The organism is Kangiella spongicola (assembly GCF_003194565.2).
Taxonomy (GTDB): Bacteria; Pseudomonadota; Gammaproteobacteria; order Enterobacterales; family Kangiellaceae; genus Kangiella; species Kangiella spongicola.
This window is the reverse complement of sequence record NZ_QICH01000002.1, coordinates 292,668-316,021: the sequence shown is the minus strand read 5'-3', so window position 1 is coordinate 316,021 and position 23,354 is coordinate 292,668. Positions and strand designations below refer to the sequence as shown.

At 43.3% G+C, this 23,354-nt stretch carries 19 protein-coding genes; 15 read left to right on the top strand and 4 right to left on the bottom strand.

Features of this window, described 5'->3' with window-relative positions; genetic code table 11:
• The first annotated feature begins 13 nt into the window (after positions 1-13).
• The 12 genes from ispC to DL796_RS07010 all read left to right on the top strand — a co-directional run bounded on the left by ispC (position 14) and on the right by DL796_RS07010 (position 15,799).
• On the top strand, positions 14-1,222 hold the full coding sequence (ispC, locus tag DL796_RS07065) for a 1-deoxy-D-xylulose-5-phosphate reductoisomerase (RefSeq protein WP_110201007.1): 1,209 nt from the start codon (positions 14-16) through the stop codon (positions 1,220-1,222).
• A gap of 30 nt (positions 1,223-1,252) precedes the next feature.
• Positions 1,253-2,599 (top strand): RIP metalloprotease RseP, encoded by a 1,347-nt coding sequence (gene rseP, locus DL796_RS07060; protein ID WP_110201006.1) that lies wholly within the window; start codon positions 1,253-1,255, stop codon positions 2,597-2,599.
• 12 nt (positions 2,600-2,611) lie between these two features.
• The gene (gene bamA / locus DL796_RS07055) at positions 2,612-5,086 is read left to right on the top strand and encodes an outer membrane protein assembly factor BamA (RefSeq protein ID WP_110201005.1); all 2,475 of its coding nucleotides are present in this window, start codon (positions 2,612-2,614) and stop codon (positions 5,084-5,086) included.
• A 22-nt stretch (positions 5,087-5,108) separates the two neighbouring features.
• Positions 5,109-5,609 (top strand): OmpH family outer membrane protein, encoded by a 501-nt coding sequence (locus DL796_RS07050; protein ID WP_227593007.1) that lies wholly within the window; start codon positions 5,109-5,111, stop codon positions 5,607-5,609.
• Positions 5,610-5,637: 28 nt separating this feature from the next.
• Positions 5,638-6,684 (top strand): UDP-3-O-(3-hydroxymyristoyl)glucosamine N-acyltransferase, encoded by a 1,047-nt coding sequence (gene lpxD / locus DL796_RS07045; protein ID WP_110201004.1) that lies wholly within the window; start codon positions 5,638-5,640, stop codon positions 6,682-6,684.
• Positions 6,677-7,150 carry a 3-hydroxyacyl-ACP dehydratase FabZ gene (gene fabZ, locus DL796_RS07040; RefSeq protein ID WP_110201003.1) on the top strand — a complete coding sequence of 158 codons (474 nt, stop codon included), beginning with the start codon at positions 6,677-6,679 and terminating at the stop codon, positions 7,148-7,150. Before lpxD ends, fabZ begins: the two co-directional genes overlap by 8 nt.
• Positions 7,151-7,159: 9 nt before the next feature.
• Positions 7,160-7,918 carry an acyl-ACP--UDP-N-acetylglucosamine O-acyltransferase gene (gene lpxA, locus DL796_RS07035; protein ID WP_110201002.1) on the top strand — a complete coding sequence of 253 codons (759 nt, stop codon included), beginning with the start codon at positions 7,160-7,162 and terminating at the stop codon, positions 7,916-7,918.
• Positions 7,919-7,928: 10 nt separating this feature from the next.
• Positions 7,929-9,140, top strand: coding sequence for a lipid-A-disaccharide synthase (lpxB, locus tag DL796_RS07030; RefSeq protein ID WP_110201001.1), 1,212 nt, complete (start codon positions 7,929-7,931; stop codon positions 9,138-9,140).
• Complete coding sequence (gene rnhB, locus DL796_RS07025) at positions 9,137-9,727, top strand: ribonuclease HII (protein WP_110201000.1); 591 nt, start codon at positions 9,137-9,139, stop codon at positions 9,725-9,727. Before lpxB ends, rnhB begins: the two co-directional genes overlap by 4 nt.
• 175 nt (positions 9,728-9,902) lie before the next feature.
• Positions 9,903-13,388, top strand: a complete 3,486-nt coding sequence (dnaE, locus tag DL796_RS07020) for a DNA polymerase III subunit alpha (RefSeq protein ID WP_110200999.1) — start codon at positions 9,903-9,905, stop codon at positions 13,386-13,388.
• Positions 13,389-13,774: 386 nt separating this feature from the next.
• The gene (locus DL796_RS07015) at positions 13,775-14,170 is read left to right on the top strand and encodes an MAPEG family protein (protein ID WP_110200998.1); all 396 of its coding nucleotides are present in this window, start codon (positions 13,775-13,777) and stop codon (positions 14,168-14,170) included.
• 462 nt (positions 14,171-14,632) lie between these two features.
• Entirely contained in the window at positions 14,633-15,799 is a 1,167-nt protein-coding gene (locus DL796_RS07010; protein ID WP_110200997.1) for a hypothetical protein, read from the top strand.
• Positions 15,800-16,012: 213 nt separating this feature from the next.
• Here the strand turns inward: DL796_RS07010 and DL796_RS07005 are convergent, their stop codons facing one another.
• Positions 16,013-16,489: a methylated-DNA--[protein]-cysteine S-methyltransferase gene (locus DL796_RS07005; protein WP_110200996.1), complete on the bottom strand. Its 477-nt coding sequence runs from the start codon at positions 16,487-16,489 to the stop codon at positions 16,013-16,015.
• 17 nt (positions 16,490-16,506) lie between these two features.
• On the bottom strand, positions 16,507-17,904 hold the full coding sequence (locus DL796_RS07000; protein WP_110200995.1) for a DNA-3-methyladenine glycosylase 2 family protein: 1,398 nt from the start codon (positions 17,902-17,904) through the stop codon (positions 16,507-16,509).
• A gap of 167 nt (positions 17,905-18,071) precedes the next feature.
• On the opposite strand from DL796_RS07000, the gene DL796_RS06995 reads away from it, so the two are divergent.
• The 3 genes from DL796_RS06995 (at position 18,072) to tilS (ending at position 21,152) form a co-directional block, all read left to right on the top strand.
• Positions 18,072-18,719 (top strand): DUF1287 domain-containing protein, encoded by a 648-nt coding sequence (locus DL796_RS06995; RefSeq protein ID WP_110200994.1) that lies wholly within the window; start codon positions 18,072-18,074, stop codon positions 18,717-18,719.
• Between the two features lie 132 nt (positions 18,720-18,851).
• The gene (gene accA / locus DL796_RS06990; protein ID WP_110200993.1) at positions 18,852-19,811 is read left to right on the top strand and encodes an acetyl-CoA carboxylase carboxyl transferase subunit alpha; all 960 of its coding nucleotides are present in this window, start codon (positions 18,852-18,854) and stop codon (positions 19,809-19,811) included.
• Between the two features lie 18 nt (positions 19,812-19,829).
• A complete protein-coding gene (tilS, locus tag DL796_RS06985; protein WP_110200992.1) occupies positions 19,830-21,152 on the top strand; it encodes a tRNA lysidine(34) synthetase TilS in 1,323 nt (440 codons plus the stop codon).
• Here the strand turns inward: tilS and DL796_RS06980 are convergent.
• Positions 21,135-22,190: an NAD-binding protein gene (locus DL796_RS06980; RefSeq protein ID WP_110200991.1), complete on the bottom strand. Its 1,056-nt coding sequence runs from the start codon at positions 22,188-22,190 to the stop codon at positions 21,135-21,137. The two genes, tilS and DL796_RS06980, sit on opposite strands and share 18 nt — an antisense overlap.
• Positions 22,187-23,353: a patatin-like phospholipase family protein gene (locus DL796_RS06975; protein WP_110200990.1), complete on the bottom strand. Its 1,167-nt coding sequence runs from the start codon at positions 23,351-23,353 to the stop codon at positions 22,187-22,189. Before DL796_RS06975 ends, DL796_RS06980 begins: the two co-directional genes overlap by 4 nt.
• Between the last annotated feature and the right edge of the window lies 1 nt (position 23,354).

Genomic DNA, 23,354 nt, shown 5'->3' with positions numbered 1-23,354 from the left:
TTAGGCTATCAGCATGAATCAATCCACAGACAATACGCCCGAACAGATTTGTATTCTCGGCGCAACCGGTTCAATCGGAACCAGTACCTTAGATGTTATTCGCCGTCACCCTGAGAGGTATCAAGTCTTTGCACTGACTGCGAACCGCAATTTAGAGCAGCTAAAAGAGCAGTGCCTAGAGTTTCATCCAACCTATGCCGTTTTATTAGACTCGAACCTGGCCCATGAGCTCCAAGCTTTCGTGGAAGATAAAGAGCTCGATACTATTGTGCTGCATGGCGCTAAGCACTTAGATTATGTAGCGAGTCACCAAAGTGTAGACACTGTGATGGCAGCCATTGTTGGCGCCGCAGGTTTGATGCCAACCTTAGCCGCCGCTGAAGCGGGTAAGAAGATTCTACTGGCGAATAAGGAAGCTCTGGTCATGTCTGGCGCTATCTTTATGGATGCGGTGAAAAAGAATGGTGCGACTTTGCTACCAATCGATAGCGAGCATAATGCTATTTTTCAGTGCTTGCCTGAACACTTTGTCGAGCAGGGAATTGATAAGTGTGGTATCCATAATATTGTTTTAACAGGTTCAGGTGGACCTTTTCTCAATAAAGATTTATCAGAGTTTTCTGCAATAACGCCTGAACAAGCTTGCGCTCACCCAAACTGGGATATGGGGCGTAAAATATCAGTTGATTCAGCCACAATGATGAACAAAGGCTTGGAGCTTATCGAAGCCTGTTGGCTGTTTGATGTAGAGCCACAGCAAATAGAAGTGGTTCTCCACCCGCAAAGCATTATTCATTCCATGGTGCGCTACAACGATGGTTCAGTGCTAGCTCAAATGGGCAATCCCGATATGCGCACGCCAATAGCACACGCTATGGCCTTCCCAGAGAGGATTGAGGCCGGTGTGAAACCATTGGATTTTATGGAAATTTCTCAATTGACCTTTGATCGTCCAGCCAAAGAACGTTACCCTTGTTTGCTTTTAGCGAGTGAAGCGATGGAGCTCGGGGGCAACAGCCCTGCAAGACTGAATGCAGCAAATGAAGTCGCGGTAGAGGCATTCCTAAGTGGCAAAATAGGATTTACCCAAATAGCCCAGCTGATTCAGCAAACACTAACATCGACTCGTTATGCTGAAGCATTAACCTTGCAAGCAGTGCTGGATGCTGACAAGGAAGCGCGAGAGCACGCACAGAAGCTCGTAGAGCAAATGACAATATAATATTAGATTTATGACTTGGAGATACAAAGCGTGATCACAGCTCTTTGGAGTATTTTTGGCTTATTAGTTTTACTCGGCGTTCTAGTGACCTTCCATGAGTGGGGGCACTATTGGGTTGCGAAAAAATTAGGCGTGAAAGCGTTACGCTTTTCTGTAGGCTTTGGAAAGCCTCTATGGAGCCGCTTTAATAAGCATGGTACCGAGTTTTGCATCGCGCCAATACCCTTAGGCGGATACGTGAAATTCGTTGATGAGCGCGAAGGTGATGTACCAGAAGAAGATTTACCCTATGCCTTTAACCGTCAGCCGGTATGGAAGCGCATTCTAATCGTCTTAGCTGGGCCAATGGCTAACTTTTTGTTGGCAATACTTATATACGCTTTTGTCTTCATGTTGGGGATTAGTGTTAGTAAACCCTTCGTCAATGAAGTCTACCCGAATACTCCTGCCGCTAAAGCAGGCTTTCCTGCAAAGAGTGAAGTGCTTGAAGTTGGTGGGGAGTCTGTAAAAAGCACTCAAGATACCTTATTCGCCTTTTTAGACCATATCGGCGATGACAAGCAGTTAGAAGTGGTGGTTATGCCTGTAGGACAAGATATCCAAACCATTACTTTAGATATTAGTCAGTGGCAAGAGCCAGACGAGCAGAAGGATTTATTTAAAGCGCTGGGCGTCGACTTTGGCGCTTATGATGGTCCGGCGATAATAGGAATGGTGGCTGAAGGGATGCCAGCGGAAAAAGCAGGGATTAAAGTTGGTGACCAGATCGTGAGCATAAATGGCCAAGATACTCCGTATTGGAGCCTGATAGGCGATATGATTGAGCAAAACGCCAATACGCCTATAACGGTTACTTTACTGCGAGATAATCAGCCTCTCTCGCTAAACTTGACGCCAGAGAGCAGAGAAGGAGTGAATGGTGACTCCTCCGGAATTATTGGCGTGAGCGCCGGTTTCGTGGGCTATAACACGATTCATTATGGCTTCTTTGAGGCTCTTGGCAAAGGCTCGCAAGAAACCTGGCGGATGATGGAGCGAATCACCAGCTTTCTTGGTAAGTTGGTTACCGGAAAGCTCTCAGTGAAAAATCTTGGCGGACCTGTAGGAATCGCACAGGGCGCGGGGCAAACCGCACAGGCGGGGATGGTTGCATTCTTGCTTTATCTCGCTATGATAAGCGTCAACTTGGGCTTTGTTAATCTACTCCCGATCCCCATGCTCGATGGTGGGCATTTGATGTATTATTTAGCCGAGTTGGTCCGGGGAAAACCAGTTTCTGAAAGAATTATGGAACTTGGGATGCGTGTTGGCATCATATTACTGCTTACGTTAATGGCCGTAGCGCTATTTTTTGATATAGACCGAATAAACCAATAGAGACAAGATTAGATGCATTTGATAAGAAAAACGGTAACTGCATTAGTTTTAGCGGGATTATTTTCTAAAGCTCAAGCCATCGAGCCCTTTGTAGTTAAAGATATTGAAGTTGAAGGACTACAACGAATTTCACTGGGAACTTTTTTTACTGAGCTGCCAATTCGAGTAGGCGAAACTATAGATGATTCGCGTGCGCCTTCTGTTGTTAGAGCAGTATATAGCTCAGGTAACTTTGACTTTGTAAAACTAGAAAAAGAAGGTTCAACCTTAAAAGTTATAGTAGCAGAGCGTCCTATTATCTCTGATATCATTTTAGATGGTAATAAAGTATTAAAAACTGAGATGCTGCTTGACGGGATGAAAAGTGCTGGCATCGCAAAGGGGGAAGTACTAAATAGTTTCGTCCTCGATAAAATTGAACAAGAAATAGCTAACCAGTATTACTCTAATGGCCATTACCACCTTGATGTCGAAAAGAAAATTGTCGAACTTTCCCGCAATCGCGTGCAGTTGCGTATAACGATTAAAGAGGGTGGCTCTGCCCGTATCAAAGAGTTTAATTTAATTGGTAATAATATTTACTCTGACCAAGAGTTAATATCTCAATTCGAATTAAGCACCGGGGGGATGTTCACCTTTATTACTGATGATAATAAGTACTCGAGTACGACTCTAGAAAAGGATTTAGAAACTTTAACTTCTTATTATAAAGATCGTGGTTATTTGAAGTTCTCTATCGACTCGACCAACATCTCTTTGTCTGAAGATGCTGAAGATATTTATATCACCATTGGAATAACTGAAGGTGAAATTTATAACGTCTCTAGCATTGATATCCTTGGTGACTTTACGATAAATGAAGATGTGATACGAGGCCTCATTCCATTAAAAAGCGGTGACGTTTATTCTGCTGCTGCTATGACCTTTGCCGAAGAGCAAATCAAACAGGTCCTTGGTTTATATGGCTATGCCTTTGCAGAAGTAAGGACTATTTCTGAGGTAGATGGTGATACTTCAGAAGCGAAACTTACAGTATTTGTTGACCCAGGTGAGCGCTATTACGTTGATAAAGTATCATTTGAAGGGAATGTAACTACCGATGAAAACGTTTTAAGACGAGAGTCTCGAGTGCTAGAAGGTGGCGCATTATCCTCTGCACTAGTAGAACGCTCAAAGTTAAGACTACAAAGGCTTGCATTCATAGAAGACGTTAAAGTTGATACAGTTAAGAAAGAGGGAACCACTGATCGCGCAGAGGTAAGCTTTACAGTTAAAGAGCGAAATGCCGCCCAAATAAGTGGTGGATTTGGCTATAACGACTTTTATGGTCTCAGCATCAACGGTGAACTATCTCATAAGAATTTTATGGGATCGGGTAACTCAGCAGCAATTGGTATAAGCACTAATAAAGCCGTAAAAAGTGCGAATATAAGTTATACCGATAACTATTTCACTCAAAGTGGTATCGGTTTAAATACCAGTTTAAATTACAGTGAAACGGACTACGGGAAATTGAACCTAATTGCTCAAAGTCTTGATACTATCGCTTTGGGCTCGACGCTATATTTCCCTACTGGCGAATTTTCTAGCTTCAGCGCCGGTGCAAGAGTTTCTAAGAACTCATTAACATCACCAATTACTAGTTCTCAGCGTGTAATTGACTTCTTTAGCCTTCTTGGAGCTAATGCAAGATCAGACTCCGAAGTCGATTTTGATATCGTATCTGTGAATACAGGCTTTAGATACAATACTCTTAACAGAGCTATTTTCCCTTCTAAAGGCGTAGATCATAGATGGAATCTTGAGGTTGGTACTGAGATTGGAGATCTTGAGTTTTATAAAGCTACCTATGATTACGGTTTATATATACCGATCAACGAGGATAATGACTGGATTTTCTCATGGCGAGGTACTTTAGCATATGGTGAAGGTTTGGGAGATACCCCTGCTTTACCGTATTTCTCGAACTTTTATGCGGGTGGAAGCAACTCATTGAGAGGCTTCGAAGGAAATACTGTCGGACCAAGAGATATACAACGTATAAGGTCCTCAATTACAGTACCGAACCCTATCCCCGGAGCTGGTAATACGGATGTTTATTTACCAGAAGAGTTTGATCGAATTGCTGTCAGTCGATATTCGATAGGCGGTAACGCCAAAGCAATCAATACTTTTGAACTAATCTTCCCAACACCATTTATTGAGGATAGTTCAAATGTAAGGACTAGCTTCTTTGTGGATGCCGGTAATGTATGGGATACTGAGTTCGATCGTAGCCGTTTCGAAGGGCTACAAATTGATGGTAATAGTGTGTTAGGTTTCGTCCCAGATTTTGGTGATGCTAGTAATTTCCGTGCGTCATACGGTGTATCGTTACAATGGTACTCACCATTTGCACCATTACAGTTTAGTGTGTCTCGACCGCTTAAGAACGAGCCTTACGATGATACTGAAACCTTTACATTCAATATCGGTAAAACATTTTAATTAAATTTTTGGAGATTTTATTTTGAAAAAACTAGTAATTGCACTATTTGTAAGCCTTTCAATGTTACCAGCGCTAGCAAGCGCAGAGTTAAAAATTGCTGTTATCGATACTAACTATATTATGGCTAAATCGCCTGAGCGTGAAGCAATTGGCGAAATCCTTAAGAAAGAGTTTGACGGGCGAAAAAGTCAGCTTGAAAGAGAGTTCAAAAAATTAGAAGACGATCGTACTGAGTTTGTGAACAACGCTAGGACTATGTCTGAGTCACAACGTACTAAAAAAGAGCGTGAACTTAAGAAGCGCACTTCTGACTTCAAACTTAAAGAAGAAGCATATAAAGAAGATTTCCAGCGTCGTAGCCAAGAAGAAATGCGCAAAGTAGGTCAAAATCTGCAGCAAGCTGTTGAGAAAATCGCTAAACAAGGTGGTTACAATATGTTATTAAACCGCCGTGCTGTGCTATATATGGGCCCTTCTGTGAAAGACGTTTCAGAGCAGGTTTTGCAAGAATTAGCGAAGTAATTATCTTATAGTTATTTAAGGAGTCGTTTTGCAAAAAACACTTCAAGACATAGCTCAGTCTATTGGTGCTGAGTTAAAGGGAGAGCCGCAGTTAGTTATAACTGCGGTTTCGCCGTTAGATACGGCTGAAAAAAATCATATCAGCTTTATCAATGATCCTAAGTACATTGCTAAGATTGAAAGCTCTTCTGCTTCAGCTCTTATTGTGACGCCTGAAGTTGCTGAGAAAACATCTGGTAACCTGCTAATCATGGCCGATCCCTACTTAGGATTTGCTAGAGCAGCACAAATATTTGACTCTACACCAAAACCACATGCAAACGTCAGCGCTAGTGCGAGTATCGATGAGGCAGCAAAGATTGGCGAAAATGTTTATATAGGGCCAAATGTTACCATCGAGGCTGGGGTCAGTATTGGAGATGACTGCATTATCGAGTCAGGTGTCTATATTGGACAAAACAGTAACATAGGCTCTAACACTCGAATCTATCCTAATGCAGTTTTATACCATGGTGTTACTTTAGGAAAAGACTGCATTATCCACGCAAATGTGGTGATTGGCTCGGACGGTTTTGGTTATGCACATGACAAAGGTCAGTGGGTCAAGATCCCTCAAGTGGGCGGTGTTGTCATTGGCGATGAAGTCGAAATTGGTGCTCATACAGCGATTGATCGCGGCGCTTTAGAAAACACATCCATCGGCAAGGGAGTCAAACTGGATAATCATATCCATGTGGCTCATAATGTGACGATTGGAGACTACACTGCCATAGCGGGTTGTACAGCTATCGCGGGCAGTGCCAAAATTGGAAAATATTGTACAATAGCAGGGCGTGTCAGTATTTTAGGACACTTAACGATTTGTGACAAAGCACATATTACAGCTACAACCTTTGTCAATAAGTCGATTACAAAGCCTGGTGCCTACTCATCTGGTACCACCCATCAAGATAATAAAGACTGGCAGAAAAGTGCAATTCGCTTCCGTCAGTTGGATACTATGTGGCGTAAAATGAAACAGCTTGAGAAAGAGTTGCTTCAGCTGAAACAAGATAGAGAAACCGATAATGAGTGATAATAAACAGCCAAACGAATTAAATAGCATGGATATCTACGAAGTGATGCAACACTTGCCTCACCGCTATCCTTTTCTGTTAATTGACAGAGTGCTTGACTACACAGCAGGTGAGAAGCTAACTGCGATTAAAAATGTGACGGTGAATGAGCCTTTTTTCCCAGGTCATTTCCCGCACCGTCCTGTGTTTCCAGGTGTTTTAATGTTAGAAGCACTAGCTCAAGCGACGGGCATACTTGCTTTTAAAACCACCGAAGACTTGCCAAGCGAAGATTCCTTGTATTACTTTGTAGGTATCGATAACGCTCGATTTAAGAAGCCGGTGGAGCCTGGTGATCAGTTGCTAATGGAAGTTGAAGTCATAAAACGTAAGCGAGACATGTGGAAGTTTAAAGCGCAAGCAACTGTTGACGGTAAAGTTGTTTGCTCTGCTGAATTAATGTGTGCTCGTAAAGATATTGCGTAAGGACTTAGTGTGATTCATAAGACCGCTATCATTGACCCAACAGCTAAAATTGCTGATAACGTCGAAATCGGCCCTTATTCTATTATTGGTGCTGAGACATCAATTGGAGAGGGCACGGTAATAGGTCCACATGTTGTTATTGGATCTCACACCGAGATTGGTAAGAATAATCGTTTTTATCAGTTTTCTTCGATCGGTGAGGAAAACCAAGATAAGAAGTACTCAGGCGAGCCAACCAAAACCATTATTGGTGACGGCAACGTGTTCCGTGAATGCTGTACAGTGCATCGCGGTACGATACAAGATCGTGGTGAGACGCGAATCGGCAATAATGGCTGGTTTATGGCCTATACCCATATTGCACACGACTGTATTTTGGGTGACGACATTATCATGTCTAATAACGCTACTTTGGCTGGGCATGTGAAAGTCGGCAACTTTGTCATCCTATCGGGTTTCGCTAAAATTCATCAGTTCTGTAAGATCGGTGATCATGCTTTTGTTGGCATGGATTGCGCTATCAGTAAGGACATTCCGCCATTTGTTTTGGTTGCAGAAAATGCGCCTTATGGGCTAAATGCCGAAGGCCTAAAGCGTCGTGGTTTTTCGGCCGAATCAATTAGTGCGCTGAAAAAATCTTATCGCTTCCTGTATCGCAAGTCTTTGAAGATTGATGAAGCTATTGCTGAAATGTCACTACTTGATGATGATAATGTAGACTATTTGATCAGCTTTTTAGAGTCAGTTGAGCGTGGCATCTTAAGATAGAGAGGCGAAAATGCTTCCTGTAAAACCGATACAAAGAATTGCAATTGTCGCCGGAGAAGCCTCCGGCGATATTTTAGGTGCAGGATTAATTTCTGAACTTAAAAAAAAATACCCTAATGCTGTGTTCGAAGGTATTGCTGGCCCGTTAATGCAAAAAGAAGGCTGTGCAAGCCTATACCCAATGGAATCACTGTCTGTGATGGGTCTGTTACCAATCTTAAAGAAGTTGCCTGAACTTCTAAAGTTACGTGCTGATCTAGCGCGTTATTGGATTGATACAAAGCCAGACTTATTTATCGGCATTGATGCGCCTGAGTTTAATATTGGCTTAGAAAAGAAGCTAAAAAGCCAAGGTATTAAGACCATTCATTACGTTAGTCCATCAGTATGGGCTTGGCGACCAAAGCGTATCCACAAAATCAAAAAAGCTGTGGATTTAATGCTGTGCTTATTTCCATTCGAGCAAGATATTTACCAGCATCATGCCATTGATAATTTTTGTGTAGGCCACCCGCTTGCTGATGAGGTACCGCTTGAATCGAACAAGAAGGAAGCTCGTCAACAATTATCACTCGATGAAGAAGCCCAAATTGTATGCCTTATGCCTGGCAGTCGTGGTTCAGAGATGAAACTGCTTGGCCAAGACTTTATCGATATGGCCGTGCTTCTGAAAAAGTTTTATCCAGAGATTCAGTTCGTAGCTCCAATGACTAATGACAAGCGAAAGCACCAGTTTGAGCAACAGCTAGATATAGGCAAAGCTAAGCACGGCGAGCTACCTAAAATTACCCTTATTGATGGACAGTCAAGGCTGGCCATGGCAGCCTCTGATTATATTGTTATGGCCTCAGGAACAGCGACCTTGGAAGCGATGCTGATTAAACGCCCTACGGTTGTTGCTTACAAAGTTGGGCCAATTAGCTATAAAGTGTTTAAAAAGTTGCTAACAATAGACACTTTTGCAATTCCTAACTTACTATCGAAGCAAAGTTTATTACCAGAGTTAATTCAGGAAGACTGCACACCTGATAATTTGTTTGCCGAGGTTCGAGCTTGGATTGGGGAAGATGAGCATAGTAATGGTCAGCGCTGGTCGCAAGTTCATGAAGAATTTATGAAATGGCATAAAACCTTGAAAAAAGATGCGAATGTTTATGCCGCTAACTCGATTGAGCATTGGTGGTCTGAAAACGGTCTGAGACAACAGGAAGTTAATCGATGATAGATAAACTTAGAGAACGTCCGTTACTTGTCGCTGGAGTTGATGAGGTAGGTCGAGGACCATTGGCAGGCCCTGTGGTTGCAGCAGCTGTTATCCTCGATCCTAACAAACCTATTGAGGGTTTAGCTGACTCGAAAAAACTTACCGAGAAGCGACGCCAAGCTTTATCAGAAGAAATTATGGAAAAGGCTCTGGCTTGGTCAATCTGTCGAGCAGAAGTTGAAGAGATCGATAAACTTAATATTCTGCAAGCAAGCTTGCTAGCGATGAAACGTAGTGTCAAATCGTTATCTCATCAGCCTGAACTTGCCCTGATCGATGGTAATCACTGCCCGCAACTGGACTGCGCTATGGAGGCCATCATTAAGGGAGATAGTAAAGAGCCCGCGATTAGCGCAGCTTCAATTTTGGCCAAAGTGGCGCGAGACAATGAAATGGTTGAGATGGATGAGAAGTACCCCGGCTATGGTTTTGCCAAGCATAAGGGCTATCCGACGAAGCAACACCGTGAGGCAATCATGGCCCTTGGCATTACCGAAATTCATCGCAAATCCTATGCGCCAGTGCAAAGACAGTTGAGTTTATAAGTAACTCGGTTGAAACTGAGAGCTTTTACAGAAGAATATTACTGCAAAGGCGCAGCGACCTCCTTATAATGAAGTAGGTATTGTTAATACTAAGCACGTTAAACTTGCTTGAAACAAGCTAAATTTAAACCAGCATTTACCACTAATACTAAAACAAAGACGGTACTTTGACGATATGGCACCTCGCTTTATTCATTTAAAAGTTCATACTGAATACTCTATGGTTGATAGCCTCGTTAGAGTAAAGCCTCTGCTGAATGAATGTGTTGAGCAGCGAGCGCCTGCAATCGCTATGACCGACCAAATGAATATGTGTGGTTTGGTCAAGTTCTACTCGACCGCTGTTAACTCGGGAGTAAAACCAATCGCCGGTGCGGATTTATTAATCCAAGATCCGAGTGATGAGGATGACTATTTTCGAGTGACTGCTTTGTGCATGACTACAGATGGTTATCTCAACTTAAAATATCTAATTTCTCGTGCTTATCTAAAAAACCAACACCGCGGATTGCCATTAATCAAAAAAGAGTGGTTGGTCGAGCTCTATAAAGATTTGATTATCCTTTCTGGTGGCAAAGAAGGGGATATTGGCAAAGCTGTATTAGCAGGCAAGATGGACAAGGCCGCAGAATTTTTAGGTTTTTGGAATCATCATTTCTCGAATCGATTCTACCTTGAATTACAAAGAACCGGCCGCCCTAACGAAAACGAATATATTCACCAAGTTATCGGTCTAGCCCAAGGCTCAGGAACGCCAGTGGTCGCCACAAACGACGTGCGATTCCTTGAAAAAGAAGATTTTGATGCGCACGAGGCTCGTGTCTGCATTAACCAAGGCCGAGTGTTGGCTGATCCTCGTCGCCCTCGTGAATATTCAAATCAGCAATATTTACGCACAGAGCAAGAAATGCTGGACTTGTTCGACGATATTCCGGAAGCCATTGAAAATACAGTAGAAATTGCCAAGCGCTGTAATATGGACTTACGCTTAGGTGAGTATTTCTTGCCGGATTTCCCTATTCCAGATGGCATGACCATTGATCAATATTTTGAGCATGTGGCCAAAGAAGGCCTAGAAGAAAGACTTGATCACCTGTATGACCGCAATGCTGAAAACTTCGCCGAAATTCGAAAGCCCTACGATGAGCGTTTACAGATTGAACTCGACGTTATCAACTCTATGGGCTTCCCAGGCTACTTCTTAATTGTTGGTGACTTTATCCAGTGGTCGAAGGACAACGGTGTACCAGTTGGGCCGGGACGTGGTTCCGGTGCAGGTTCTTTAGTCGCATACGCCATGAAGATTACCGATCTTGATCCGCTAGAATTCGATCTTCTTTTCGAGAGATTCTTGAACCCTGAGCGTGTTTCGATGCCTGACTTCGATGTCGACTTCTGTATGGAAGGCCGTGATCGCGTAATTGATTATGTGGCGGAACGTTACGGTCGAAACAGTGTGTCTCAGATCATCACGTTCGGTACCATGGCGGCGAAAGCGGTAATCCGCGACGTTGGTCGTGTTTTAAGTCATCCCTATGGCTTTGTCGATAAAATCGCTAAGTTGATTCCTTTCGAAGTGGGCATGACACTAGAAAAAGCTTATGAGCAAGAGCCTGAGCTCGTGCGTATGTATGAGGTCGATGAAGATTTCCGTGAAGTCTGGGATTTGGCACGTAAGCTTGAAGGCGTCAAACGAAACGCGGGTAAGCACGCTGGTGGTGTTGTTATAGCGCCAGGTGATCTCGAGGAGTTCGCACCTCTATATTGTGATGAAACTGGCGCCAACGTGGTAACCCAGTTTGATAAGGACGATGTTGAAAGTGCGGGTCTTGTAAAGTTTGACTTCTTGGGTTTGCGAACGCTTACCATCATTGATTGGGCTTTAGAAACGACCAACAACATCTTGCAGAAGAAAGGTGAAGAGCCGGTCGATATTACTCGTATTGATACCGAAGACCCACAAGTTTTTAAGCTTCTACAAGAAGCTAATACCACAGCCGTATTCCAGCTTGAGTCGCGTGGTATGAAGGACTTGATCAAGCGCCTTAAGCCTAACCGCTTTGAAGATATTATTGCTTTGGTAGCGCTATTTCGTCCCGGTCCACTTCAGTCGGGCATGGTTGATGACTTTATTCGCCGTAAGCATGGTTTGGATAAGGTCTCTTACCCACATCCTGATTATCAGCATGAATGGCTAAAAGAAATTCTTGAACCAACCTACGGTATTATTTTGTACCAAGAGCAGGTGATGCAGATTGCACAGGTCTTGGCGGGCTACTCGCTCGGTGGCGCGGATATTTTGCGTCGTGCTATGGGTAAGAAAAAAGCCGAGGAGATGGAGAAGCAGCGTAGCATCTTTAAAGAGGGTGCCGAGAAAAATGGTGTCGATGGCGATCTAGCCATGAAGATTTTCGACTTGGTTGAAAAGTTTGCGGGTTATGGTTTCAACAAGTCGCACTCAGCGGCTTATGCTCTTGTTGCGTATCAAACCGCTTGGCTGAAAACGCATCATCCAGCATCCTTTATGGCGGCTGTAATGTCGTCTGACATGGATAATACCGACAAGGTTGTAACCTATGTTGAAGACGCTGAGATGCAGGGTATTACGATCACACCACCGGACGTCAACAAAGGGCAATATCGCTTCTCGGTAGACGAAGAGGGGCGTATCGTTTATGGCATCGGCGCGATCAAAGGCGTCGGTGAAGGCGCGATCGAAAGCATCGTCACTGAGCGCGAAGCTAACGGTCCTTATGAAGACTTATTCGATTTCTGTAGTCGAGTCGATCTTAAAAAAGCGAACCGGCGTGTTCTTGAGTCACTAATCCGCGCTGGTGCGCTGGACCAACTTGGCCCAAATCGTGCCACATTAATGGCTTCTTTAGACGAGGCGATAAAGGCGGCTGAGCAATTTAATAAAAGCCAAGCGGTAGGGCAGGACGACTTGTTTGGTAGTGTCGTCGCCACAACTGCGAGCGAACAGCACCAGTACGTACGAGTCAGACCTTGGACTGATGAGCAGGTGCTTCAAGGCGAAAAAGATACCCTTGGGCTCTACTTAACCGGTCACCCAATCGACCGTTACGTGCCAGAAATTCAGCAGATGAGTGTTACCCGTTTGCGCGACTTGCAGCCAACCGGACGCGGCAGAACCGCACGTGTTTCAGGGTTAATTATCGCCATGCGAGTGATGACCACAAAACGTGGCGACAAGATGGGGATCCTAACCATCGACGATAAATCAGGACGTTGTGATGTCACGGTTTATGCCGAAACGTTCGAGCGCTATCGTGATGTTTTAACCAAAGACAGCGTGGTTGTGATTGATGGCGAAGCGCGCCATGATGATTACTCTGGTGGCACTAGCGTTAGCGCCAATAGCGTTTTATCCTTCGAGCAAGCGCGTGAGCAATACTGCAAGAAAATTGTAATTACTGTTTCGGACACCATCATTGGGCCAGATACTATGACTGAGCTCCATGAAAAGCTTAATCAGCATAAAGACGGAAGTTGCCCTGTGGTTGTGAACCTCCAATACCAACAAGCGAAACTTGCCGCTGATTTTAAATTATCCCCCGAATGGGCAGTACAACCAGCTGACGCCTTAGTATTTGCACTGAAGCATATTCCCGGGTGCGTAGAGGCAAAGGTAGAGTATTAACCATAAATTGTCATTGCGAGCCATGTAATGGCGTGGCAATCTCATGAAGTCATTTCGTATAATGGTTGCAAGCAATTGATTTAGCTACTTTATATACTTAGATGCCTGAGTATTGTTTGTTCATTTTCTACCTAAAGGCACTTCCTTTGGTCGTTTGCATGCCCAAAGAAAACGAACCAAAAGAAAGGGCACCCAGTCGCTAGGCACTTTGTGCTTCCCTCACTCTAAACAGTTACTCACGCGCCGCTAAACGAAACCTCCCTGTTTCGTCTTAGCTAAATTAGGCATCCTGCCTAATTTGCGCTATAACTATTTATCATTCGGCTAGCTCCTAAGGGAAAGGGGCACCACTTGTAAAAAATTGAATGTGGTCATAAAGTGCAACTATGAATACTAACTTATTACTCTACCCAATGTTCGCTCACGTTTTGTGGGTGGCTTTCCTATATGTTTTGCTTACGTTAGTGCGAGCACCTGCGGTGTGGGGTTTTATTCAGTCTAGGAAAGAGTCTTGGGCTGAGGTTGAACCACGGATTAGTGCGAATTTGTCGAATCAATTCGAGTGGCCGCTACTCTTTTATGTGGTGTGCGTGTTATTAATTTGTCAGGGTAGTGTGGTTGACTCTGTGCAGGTTTGGTTGGCTTGGGTGTTTGTTGCTGGACGCATTGCCCATAGCTTGGCTCAGATCATAACGAGGGATGTCCGATTGAGAGGATTAGTGTTCACCATCAACTTTGTTCCGGTATTGGCTATGTGGCTTTTAGTAGTGGCAAAAGTCTAAGGATATTAATCTGCCTTAAACTCTTCTGGAGGAAGATATATTATATGTTGAACTTGACAAGCTAAGCGGCAAAATTAGTCAGGGTTTGTTTACGTTTGTTAGGCTTTTTTAAAATCAAGCTTGGCTATTATGTTCGCGAGATAACTGGCATTGGCTGTGCGTCATTGCTAAGTCCAGTGCTGACATAAAACTAGTTTTTCTGGGCTTCATTGTATTGTTAAATAGAGTCTATGAATATCGGGTGTGACACACCCTATACTAAACTCTGTAGATATTATTAGTAAATAGACGGTTAAAAGAAGTATTTTGATGTGTAAATAAATACAGTACAGCCACAAAAAAATCAAGCTTGCCATTAAAAGTCAATAATTATAAAGTAATGTATATGCTTAATATGTATGTTTAAAGTTAAATTTTTGAGCTAGCTAGACTCAGGAAAGAAAACCGTTAACAGGGATAACTATGAAAATTACTTGCATTGCAACAGTTGCACTTATAATTACAATGCTTTCAGGTTGTACAACAACACCATCAATACCACCAGATGAAGCCCTTTCATTTATCCAAGCGCAGGAAAGGCTAAAAACTAACCATCAAAAAAAACAGCTACCTTTATATACTCAGCCAGTTAACAAGTTGATTCCGTGTAAGTTACCAACCACTCAAGAACAGCTTAATAGAAGGAATTTTCGCTCTTATTGGGATGGTCAATGTAAAAATGGTTACGCGTATGGGTTGGGAAGAGACATCGCTATTTCAGATACACACCATGTGGAAGAAATTACTATCTATAAAGAAGATGGGAAATTAGAGATGTCGCCTGCGGTGACATATGATTTTGTTCATAAAAAAGTATCCTATAGTTATAGAGAACAAAAGGATACACAATCATATTTTTTAGAAGAAATTAATGATCAGCCTGGCAATTTTAGCATTAACTACAGCTTAGGCTATATAAAGAATGCTAACTCTTTGTATGCTATGAACTGGAATCCATTTAGCTTTAGAAGGACAACGTTTAACAAAAGTAATAGTGTTGTATATAGATATCAGGAAACAGAGGAATTGGCAGTTATCAATGACCCAAATTACCCAATTTCTATATATGATACTTTAGATAGTAAAACAATGAAAGCTGTGGGATATGTTATAGCCTCCTCGGTTGCGGGTGTGGTTCGTCACTTTAGGTTAAGTGAAGGTGGATATGAGACAGTTAAGTTGCCTCCAGAGTATTTGTCACTAATCATGGAAAAGCTAAAAGAAACGAAAGAAATGCTAAGAGTCGCTTCTAGCAATATCGAAAGAGCAAAAAAGATGGAAAGAGAGTATTTATATCTTGCATGTAATGGTAAGCACAAAATCACTGGGCTTGATAAAGGTATTTCAAATAAAATATGTGTGTGGCGTAATCAGTTTCAAGACTCTTTTAAGATTGCTAAAAAAGAATATAATGAAAAATTGGAAAAATTTAAAGAAGTAGCACGTACACAATCAGAGCAACGAAAAATTCAAGAGCAATTGCACTATCAAAAACGAATGGCTCAAGCTGCAGAGAGGCAAGCGCGTGCAGCGGAAAGAAATAACCGAATATCTTGCTATAGCAACTATGGTATAACGACTTGTTATTGAGAAAAAGGATGTGGGTATTGTTTATTAAACATATAAAACGATCACGCTCTCGAATGATGTACTAAAGAATTTGTTTGCTGTATTGTCACTGGGTTGTCAATTGTATAGTCTAGATTAGACAACACGTGAGCCATACCCCATCATCTACAATGATAATTTATTGGGGTGAATGGGCCTCTACACTGACCTTAGCTAATTCGAAAACCTCGTATTTTAGCCCTTCCGGCCTTCGTGTTTGAGTAACCACTCTTTGGCTGTTAGTCCGCCAGCATACCCAGTTAGCGTTCCGTTAGCACCAATCACGCGGTGGCAGGGTACTATGATGGATATGGGGTTTTTGCCATTAGCTGCGCCTACTGCTCGGCTGGCGTTTTTATTGCCAATAGCTTCGGCCAGCTGGCCATAGTTCCAAGTTTCACCAAAAGGTATTCCTTGAAGCGTCTGCCACACTTTTTGTTGGAACTCAGTTCCACTAGGCTCTAAAGGGATGTCGAAGGTTTGCCGTGTGCCTAGAAAATATTCTTCGAGCTGTGACATGGTGATATCAAGAACTGGATTTGAGGAGTTTATTACTTCGTGAGTTTGAACTTTAGCCCATGGCTTAAAGAGCAATGCTTTTAAATGTTGCTCGCTGGCGTAAAGGTGGATAGTACCGAATGGGCATGTCATCTGTTGGCAGTAAGTGGTCATAGAATATAAATCACTCTTTATAGCGAGTTCCAAAGGTGGAGCGTGGCATAACTGCGCCATGGACTCCAATGATCAGTTTCAGTTATATCGTGGGCTTTAAGCGCTTTTAGCACCCCTAAATCTTTGGCGGGGAAAGCGTCGCTATCTTGGCCACTGCGAAGCTTTATGTATTCGTAACTCCAAGGCCCTATCCCTTTAATATCAAGAATATCAGCCAAATCGATGCTTTGATGGCTCCGTTCGGACTCGACGAACCAAGCGGCAAAGTCAGTCAGGGTTTGTTTTCGCTTGTGAGGCATCTTTAAAAAACTAAGATCGGCTTGCATAACTTGCTTCGGAGTGGGGAATAATTGATAGCGTTCGTTGTAGCGACTGCCAACACGCTCGATAAGTTGCTGAGCATGACCATAGGCGGCCTTAACCGAAACTTGTTGCCCTAGAATAGCTTTTATTCCAGCATCAAAAGTATTCCAGCAAGCCGGAAGACGCAGTCCTTTTGTCAGTGCGGACTTGAGTTTTGTGTCTTTTGCCAAGTGTTGCTCAATGGTGATTACGTCGCTGTCGAGGTCGAGCACAGTTTTAATCTTTGCAATCACCGGCATTAGCTGTGTGTTATCGCTTAGCTCAATGCTGACATGAAAACGGTGCTTCTGAGCCTCATGAGTAGAGCAAAAGAAGCCACTAGTCTGATTTAAAGTAAAGGTTCGACTGTAACTATTGTCGGTCACTGTTTCGATAGCCGTCAGTTCGCGCTGCTTGAGGAACTGCTGCATTTGTGACCAGTTATAAGGCGGTCGGTAATGCAGTTTTAGCTCTATAGTTAAAGACTCATCGCTATCACTGCTGGATTTTTGTCGAAGTTCGCTAGGCGAAAGTCTCATGGTGTTCTTGAAACTATCATTAAAGCGCCGAACGCTATTAAAGCCAGAACTCAGCGCTATGTCTGTAATCGGTAGTTGCGTTTGTTGAAGTAGCTGTTTTGCTAACATCAGGCGCAAATGATTGGCGTAACTTTGTGGCGACATGCCTAAATGTTGTTGGAATATTTTCCGTAAGTAACGATCGCTGATCCCCAGTGATTCACTGAACTGCTCAATAGACTGAGTGTTTAAAGCCCCGGACTGAATACGTTGCATGGCTTTGCGCAAAATGGCTTCACTGCCGAGCCAGGCAGAGGAGTTCGGTGCAGTTTCCGGGCGACAGCGTAAACAAGGGCGAAAGCCTGCCTCTTGAGCTTGGGCGGCGCTGGGGTAATAAAGCACATTATCTTCTTTAGGCGGGTTTGCTGGACAAATTGGGCGACAATAAATTTTGGTGGTTTTTACGGCCACAAAGAATTTACCGTCATAGCGAGCATCGCGCGCTAAACGTGCCTTCTGGTAACTATCAGTTGTAGGAAGTGTGCGGTCATTCATGGCCTTATGCTATCACTATTTTGATAACTGGTTAGCCAAAATCGGAACTAAATATTAGTTGGTAAGCTTATTGGGAACCAGTCTTCAAATGAAAAGTCATAATTGGTATATGGTTTTTAACATTAATAAGAATTAGTAAATTACAACAAAGGATATATATTGTGATAATGACTTGGAAGCAACTATCAGTTTTAACCTTTTCTTTGGCTTTAAGTTCAAGCTTCGTACTTACTGAAACGCCTGCGTCAGAATCAAGTGACAACCTAGCTGAAATAACTAGTGCAAACTTGGTTAGCGCCGCGCTGGATAGAACTAATCATCACGTTATCTACGAAGGCTCTTATCGCAAAATTGACTACCCCATGGGGGATGTACCTGAAAATATTGGCGTTTGTACTGATGTCGTCGTACGTAGTTATCGGAAATTAGGTTTAGATCTACAACAATTGGTGCATGAGGATATGAAGGCTAATTTTGCGCAATACCCTAAAAACTGGGGGTTAAAGCGTCCTGATACCAATATTGACCATCGCAGAGTACCAAACTTAGAACGCTTTTTTGAGCGTCATGGGCAAACCTTAGCGATAACGGATGATGCCAAAGATTATTTACCAGGGGATATTGTCAGCTGGCGCTTAGCGGGCGGCTTGCCACACATAGGTATTGTCAGCAATAAAAAGTCTGCCAAGAGCGATAATTACATGATTGTGCACAACATAGGGCTTGGCCCTAAGCTAGAAGATGTCTTGTTTGATTATCGAATAGTAGGGCATTACCGCTATTTGCCTCCTGCGGAAGAAACTGACGCCCAGTAGTTAAACAACTGTTTGCCCGAATTTAATACAGTGTACCGACCAGTTGATAGAGTATGCAAAGTTACCTTTTATAAGCTTATGATTTTGGGTTAGAATAGAGAAATTACGCCATAAATAACCAGTTGAATAGGCATGAGTTTGAACTTTTTGGATTTTGAACGCCCGATTGCAGAGCTTGAGGCGCAGATTGATGAATTACGCTTAACAGGCGAAGATTCTGAAATTAACATCAGCGAAGAAATTGATCGCTTAAAAAAGAAGTCTAAAGATTTGACCAATAAAATCTTTTCGGACTTATCCGCATGGCAAGTGGCGCAACTCGCCCGTCATCCACAGCGCCCTTATACCCGTGACTATATTGAGCATGTGTTTGATGATTTTGACGAGTTGGCTGGTGACCGTGCTTTTGCCGATGATGCTTCAATCGTTGGTGGTTTAGCGCGTTTAGATGGCAAGCCATGTATGGTCATTGGACATCAAAAAGGTCGAGATACCAAAGCTAAAATTAAGCATAACTTTGGTATGTCTCGCCCAGAAGGTTATCGTAAAGCGAAACGCTTGATGGAAATGGCGGAGCGCTTTGACCTACCAGTTTTCACCTTCGTGGATACTCCTGGTGCATTCCCTGGTCGCGGTGCTGAAGAACGTGGTCAGAGTGAAGCGATTGCTCGTAACTTGAAATTGATTGCTCGATTGAAAACTCCAATTATCGTAACCGTCATTGGTGAAGGTGGTTCTGGCGGTGCTTTAGGTATCGGTGTTGGCGACAAAATGAATATGCTTGAGTACTCGACTTACTCGGTAATTTCTCCTGAAGGTTGCGCGTCAATTCTTTGGAAAAGTGCTGAAAAAGCTGAGGAAGCTGCTGAAGCGATGGGTATTACCGCCGACCGTATTAAAGAGCTTGGCTTAATTGATAATATTATCAAAGAGCCTTTAGGTGGTGCGCACCGTAACTATATTGATATGAGCAAAACGTTAAAAGCGCAGTTAATCAAAGACCTGGAAAGTGTTGAAGCACTGGACAGAGAGACTTTGTTACAGCAGCGTTTTGATAAGTTTATGAGCTTCGGTGAAGTCGCCGAAAGCTAATGAACTCTCGCACACTCAATGTCTAAACAAGAGCCAGTAAGCGTTGCTATTTCGACGTTTTTGGCTCAATTTTTTTCTCAAAAAAATTCCTCGAAAGCCCCGAACACTGATCACAGTCAGAGCTTTACCATCGCATTGAGTGGTGGCGCCGACTCAGTGGTTTTGCTACACGCTATTTCTTCGCAATACCCCAAAGACAAATTAAAAGCGATCTATGTTAATCACCAGCTACAGGCTGTGTCTGATCAGTGGGCTGACTTCTGTCAGAATTGGAGTCAGGAGCTTGGTGTGGATTTTGAAGTAATAGCCGTTGAGGTTGATCAAAAAGCAGCGAGTTTAGAAAACTCAGCGCGCAAGGCGCGTTATCAAGCGTTTTCAGAAGTTATTGATAGTGGGCAATGTTTATTAACTGGACATCATCAGGACGACCAAGCTGAAACCTTATTACTACAACTCTTTAGAGGCGCAGGGCCCAAAGGTTTGTCGGCTATGCCTCACATCACCTCATTTTCTGAGGGATACCACGCTCGACCGCTACTGTCAGTTTCTAAGGCTGAGGTATTGGAGTATTGCAAAGAGCATCAATTAAGCTTTGTAGACGACCCTTCGAACCTTGATACTCAGCACCGTCGCAACTTTGTGAGACACCGTGTCATTCCTTTGTTGGAGCAAGAGTGGCCACAGCTAACAGCCACGCTTTCACGAGTGAGTCAGCTACAAGCGGATACGCAAGCTATCGTTGAGGAGCGGGCGCAGGAAGATTGGGAATCTTGCTATACCGAAGGCAAAGGTTTATCGGTTGAAGTGTTAAGGAAATTGTCAGAAGTCCGCCAGAATAGCCTGATTCGTTATTGGTTTGAGAGGCTTGGACTTGGTATGCCAAGCGTTAGAGTGTTAAAGCAGCTTTTGTCACAGATGTTAGAGGCGGAAACTGATGCGCAACCGATGATTGAATTTAAACAAGGTAGTATTCGACGTCATCAAGATCATTTAGTTTGGCTGCCTCAACATAGCTCGAGTAATCATAGCTCGAGTAATCATAAAAAGCTCCAAGACACGGCATGGAACGGTAAAAAAGATCTACAAGTAGCTGATGGCATCACTATTACAGCAGAGTGGCTAAAGACCCATTACCCAGAGCTTATGGGGGAGAGTCTTGTAGTAAGTTTGCGCCGTGGTGGTGAGCGCTTTAGAAAAAAGAACGCACGCCAAAGTACTAGTCTAAAAAACTACTTACAAGAACAAAAGTTCCCGGCTTGGCAAAGAGAACAATTACTTCTGATTAAACTGAATGATGAAGTAAGAGCGGTTTATTCAGAGCACTTAAAAGGTTTTATCTAGCTCTTCCAGACCCCAACCATGAAGCCTTGCCCACTGTTGCACAATCCTTTGGTCATCTTTTTTATTTAAAGGTCTAAAACCAGGTGTTTTATCCTGAAGTGCATCTTCTATGGCTAAATTATGGGCATAGAAAATTGGATCTAAAAAAGGCATTAAAGTCGGTTCTTGTAAGGCAAAGTTCACGGGCTTTTTGTTGGCTAAAACCTCGCTATCGCTAAAGTTAAAACCAAACTCATCTTCTGCGCCGGCGTTAGCCAATACTTTATTGCCAAACCATTCTTTCTTATAACTAAGACTGAGTAAGTTCTTAATTCCTGTTGCCGTAATTATAATGTCAGCTTTCTTAATCGCAGCTTCAACCTGTCGTGGCAACTCCGCTGAAACAGCTTTATAACCTCTGGAGTTTATTTGCTCGAGCCTTTCAGGAAGCATATCGACCACAGTGATATTGGGTGTCTTTTGTGAAAAGTAGTAAGCGATTCCAGTGCCGACTTTACCAAAGCCGAAAATTAAAATTTTTGTATCTGCGTCAGGCTTCCCATGCAGCTCAGTAATTGCACGATAGACACCTTCACCAGTCCCTAAGCAGGTCTCTAGTGATTTAAGGCGGGTATCATCCACGGATATAATCGGAACTTCCGAACTTTGTAATTTTTCATAATGCATGGCGCCGGTTCGGGTCAACTCGACGATGCCGCGATTGGCTTGGCAGCTTTTGATAAGCTCTGCACCGCAGTCCAACAAGAAATCGAAACAACCTTCAAGTTGATCGAGGGGTTTATACTGAACACCTTCATAAGTCAGGGTTTCAATCGCCAGTGCCGATTCCTTAACAAAGCTGGGGTTGGTTACGGTAACCGTAGCGCCCGATGCTTTAAGACAGGCAATTTTCAGAAGAGTTGTTTGCGTCAAGGGAACATTGTGCGCAATGGTCATACCGGCAAAGGGTTTGCGGCTTGCATAGTCCTGCACCATTGTGTGCATAAAAGGGGCTGACTGCTTGTCGTAAAGCTCAAAGAAAGACTGGAAGTTGTTCATGATTGGCTAGTATTAAAAAACGCTTTAATATTCGTTTCTTGCTTCATGGCGTCATTATAGCCAAGCTCGATGAGGTGGCGAGTAAAACCTTTGTCGAAAAGTAGGTAGCTCAAAATTCCGTTTCCATCCTCACCATCAACGCCTATGCGTTTAAAGAAAAAGCGTAAGCCTTTTGGCAAATTCTTAAAGTATTGGCCAGCCAGTTCAGCAGGCTCGATGCTAGGCGAAATGATAAAAGTGTCGACTTGTTTTAAAGGCAGTTGTTCACGAACGATGTCAGATTCAGGAATATGCGCCATTAAAGAGTTGACTCGCATCAGCCGCTCTATGTCGCTTTCTAAGCTGTCGATAAATACACTATCGAATAAATGACCACCAATATCGCCAACCGTAGGTATCGAGGTTTTATGCTCAGGCTCGCCTCGCAATGGCTTAACGGTAACCACAAACAACTTATCTGCACCAAGGTGGAGTGCGGGGCTTAATGGCGTTAAGAAACGCAGTGAGCCATCACCAAAGTGCTCATCACCAATCTGTTGCGAGGGGAATACCATCGGAATCGCCGATGAGGCTAGAAGATGCTCTACGCCAAGCTTGCTCACTCGGCCGTAACGACGAAAACGCTTCCACTCAATTAAGTCAGGGTGTCCCTGAAAAAAGCTCACAGAGTTACCAGTGTTGTAGTTATAACAGGTCGTACAAACCGCTCTTAACAGCCCTGCTTGGTGGTTTTTTTCAATATCATCGAACCGTATAACGCTTTCTAATAGCTTTTTTAAAGGCGTATTGTCGAGTAAAGACAAGGGCTGCTTTAAGTGATGGCTAGGTCTAAAAATATTCCACAACCATCGAAAAGCGTTTTTACTGAGGGTGCTAAGACTTGTTTCGTAGACTTGCTCTGGCCTGAAGTTTGCCCAAATTTCCTCTAGTCGCTTAGCGCCATAATCGAATTGGTGGCTATTGCTCGCCATGGCTGCTGCGTTAATGGCACCTGCAGAAGTTCCCGTTATAATTTTGAAAGGGGAGCGTTTGGGTTTACCTAGTATCTGGTTGACTGCTTTTAAAACGCCGGCCTGGTAAGCCGCTCTGGCGCCACCGCCAGAAAGTATCAACCCCGCCGAATTATCATCGAGCTGATCGTTAGCAATTTTGCTATCAACCATT

Coding starts and splice junctions, on each gene's coding strand:
- fabZ (WP_110201003.1), top strand. CDS start 6,677: ATGAGTGATAATAAACAGCCAAACGAATTAAATAGCATGGATATCTAC.
- DL796_RS06975 (WP_110200990.1), bottom strand. CDS start 23,353: ATGGTTGATAGCAAAATTGCTAACGATCAGCTCGATGATAATTCGGCG.
- DL796_RS06995 (WP_110200994.1), top strand. CDS start 18,072: ATGACTTGGAAGCAACTATCAGTTTTAACCTTTTCTTTGGCTTTAAGT.
- accA (WP_110200993.1), top strand. CDS start 18,852: ATGAGTTTGAACTTTTTGGATTTTGAACGCCCGATTGCAGAGCTTGAG.
- ispC (WP_110201007.1), top strand. CDS start 14: ATGAATCAATCCACAGACAATACGCCCGAACAGATTTGTATTCTCGGC.
- DL796_RS06980 (WP_110200991.1), bottom strand. CDS start 22,190: ATGAACAACTTCCAGTCTTTCTTTGAGCTTTACGACAAGCAGTCAGCC.
- rnhB (WP_110201000.1), top strand. CDS start 9,137: ATGATAGATAAACTTAGAGAACGTCCGTTACTTGTCGCTGGAGTTGAT.
- DL796_RS07005 (WP_110200996.1), bottom strand. CDS start 16,489: ATGACCACTTACTGCCAACAGATGACATGCCCATTCGGTACTATCCAC.
- DL796_RS07015 (WP_110200998.1), top strand. CDS start 13,775: ATGAATACTAACTTATTACTCTACCCAATGTTCGCTCACGTTTTGTGG.
- tilS (WP_110200992.1), top strand. CDS start 19,830: ATGTCTAAACAAGAGCCAGTAAGCGTTGCTATTTCGACGTTTTTGGCT.
- lpxB (WP_110201001.1), top strand. CDS start 7,929: ATGCTTCCTGTAAAACCGATACAAAGAATTGCAATTGTCGCCGGAGAA.
- DL796_RS07000 (WP_110200995.1), bottom strand. CDS start 17,904: ATGAATGACCGCACACTTCCTACAACTGATAGTTACCAGAAGGCACGT.
- DL796_RS07010 (WP_110200997.1), top strand. CDS start 14,633: ATGAAAATTACTTGCATTGCAACAGTTGCACTTATAATTACAATGCTT.
- dnaE (WP_110200999.1), top strand. CDS start 9,903: ATGGCACCTCGCTTTATTCATTTAAAAGTTCATACTGAATACTCTATG.
- bamA (WP_110201005.1), top strand. CDS start 2,612: ATGCATTTGATAAGAAAAACGGTAACTGCATTAGTTTTAGCGGGATTA.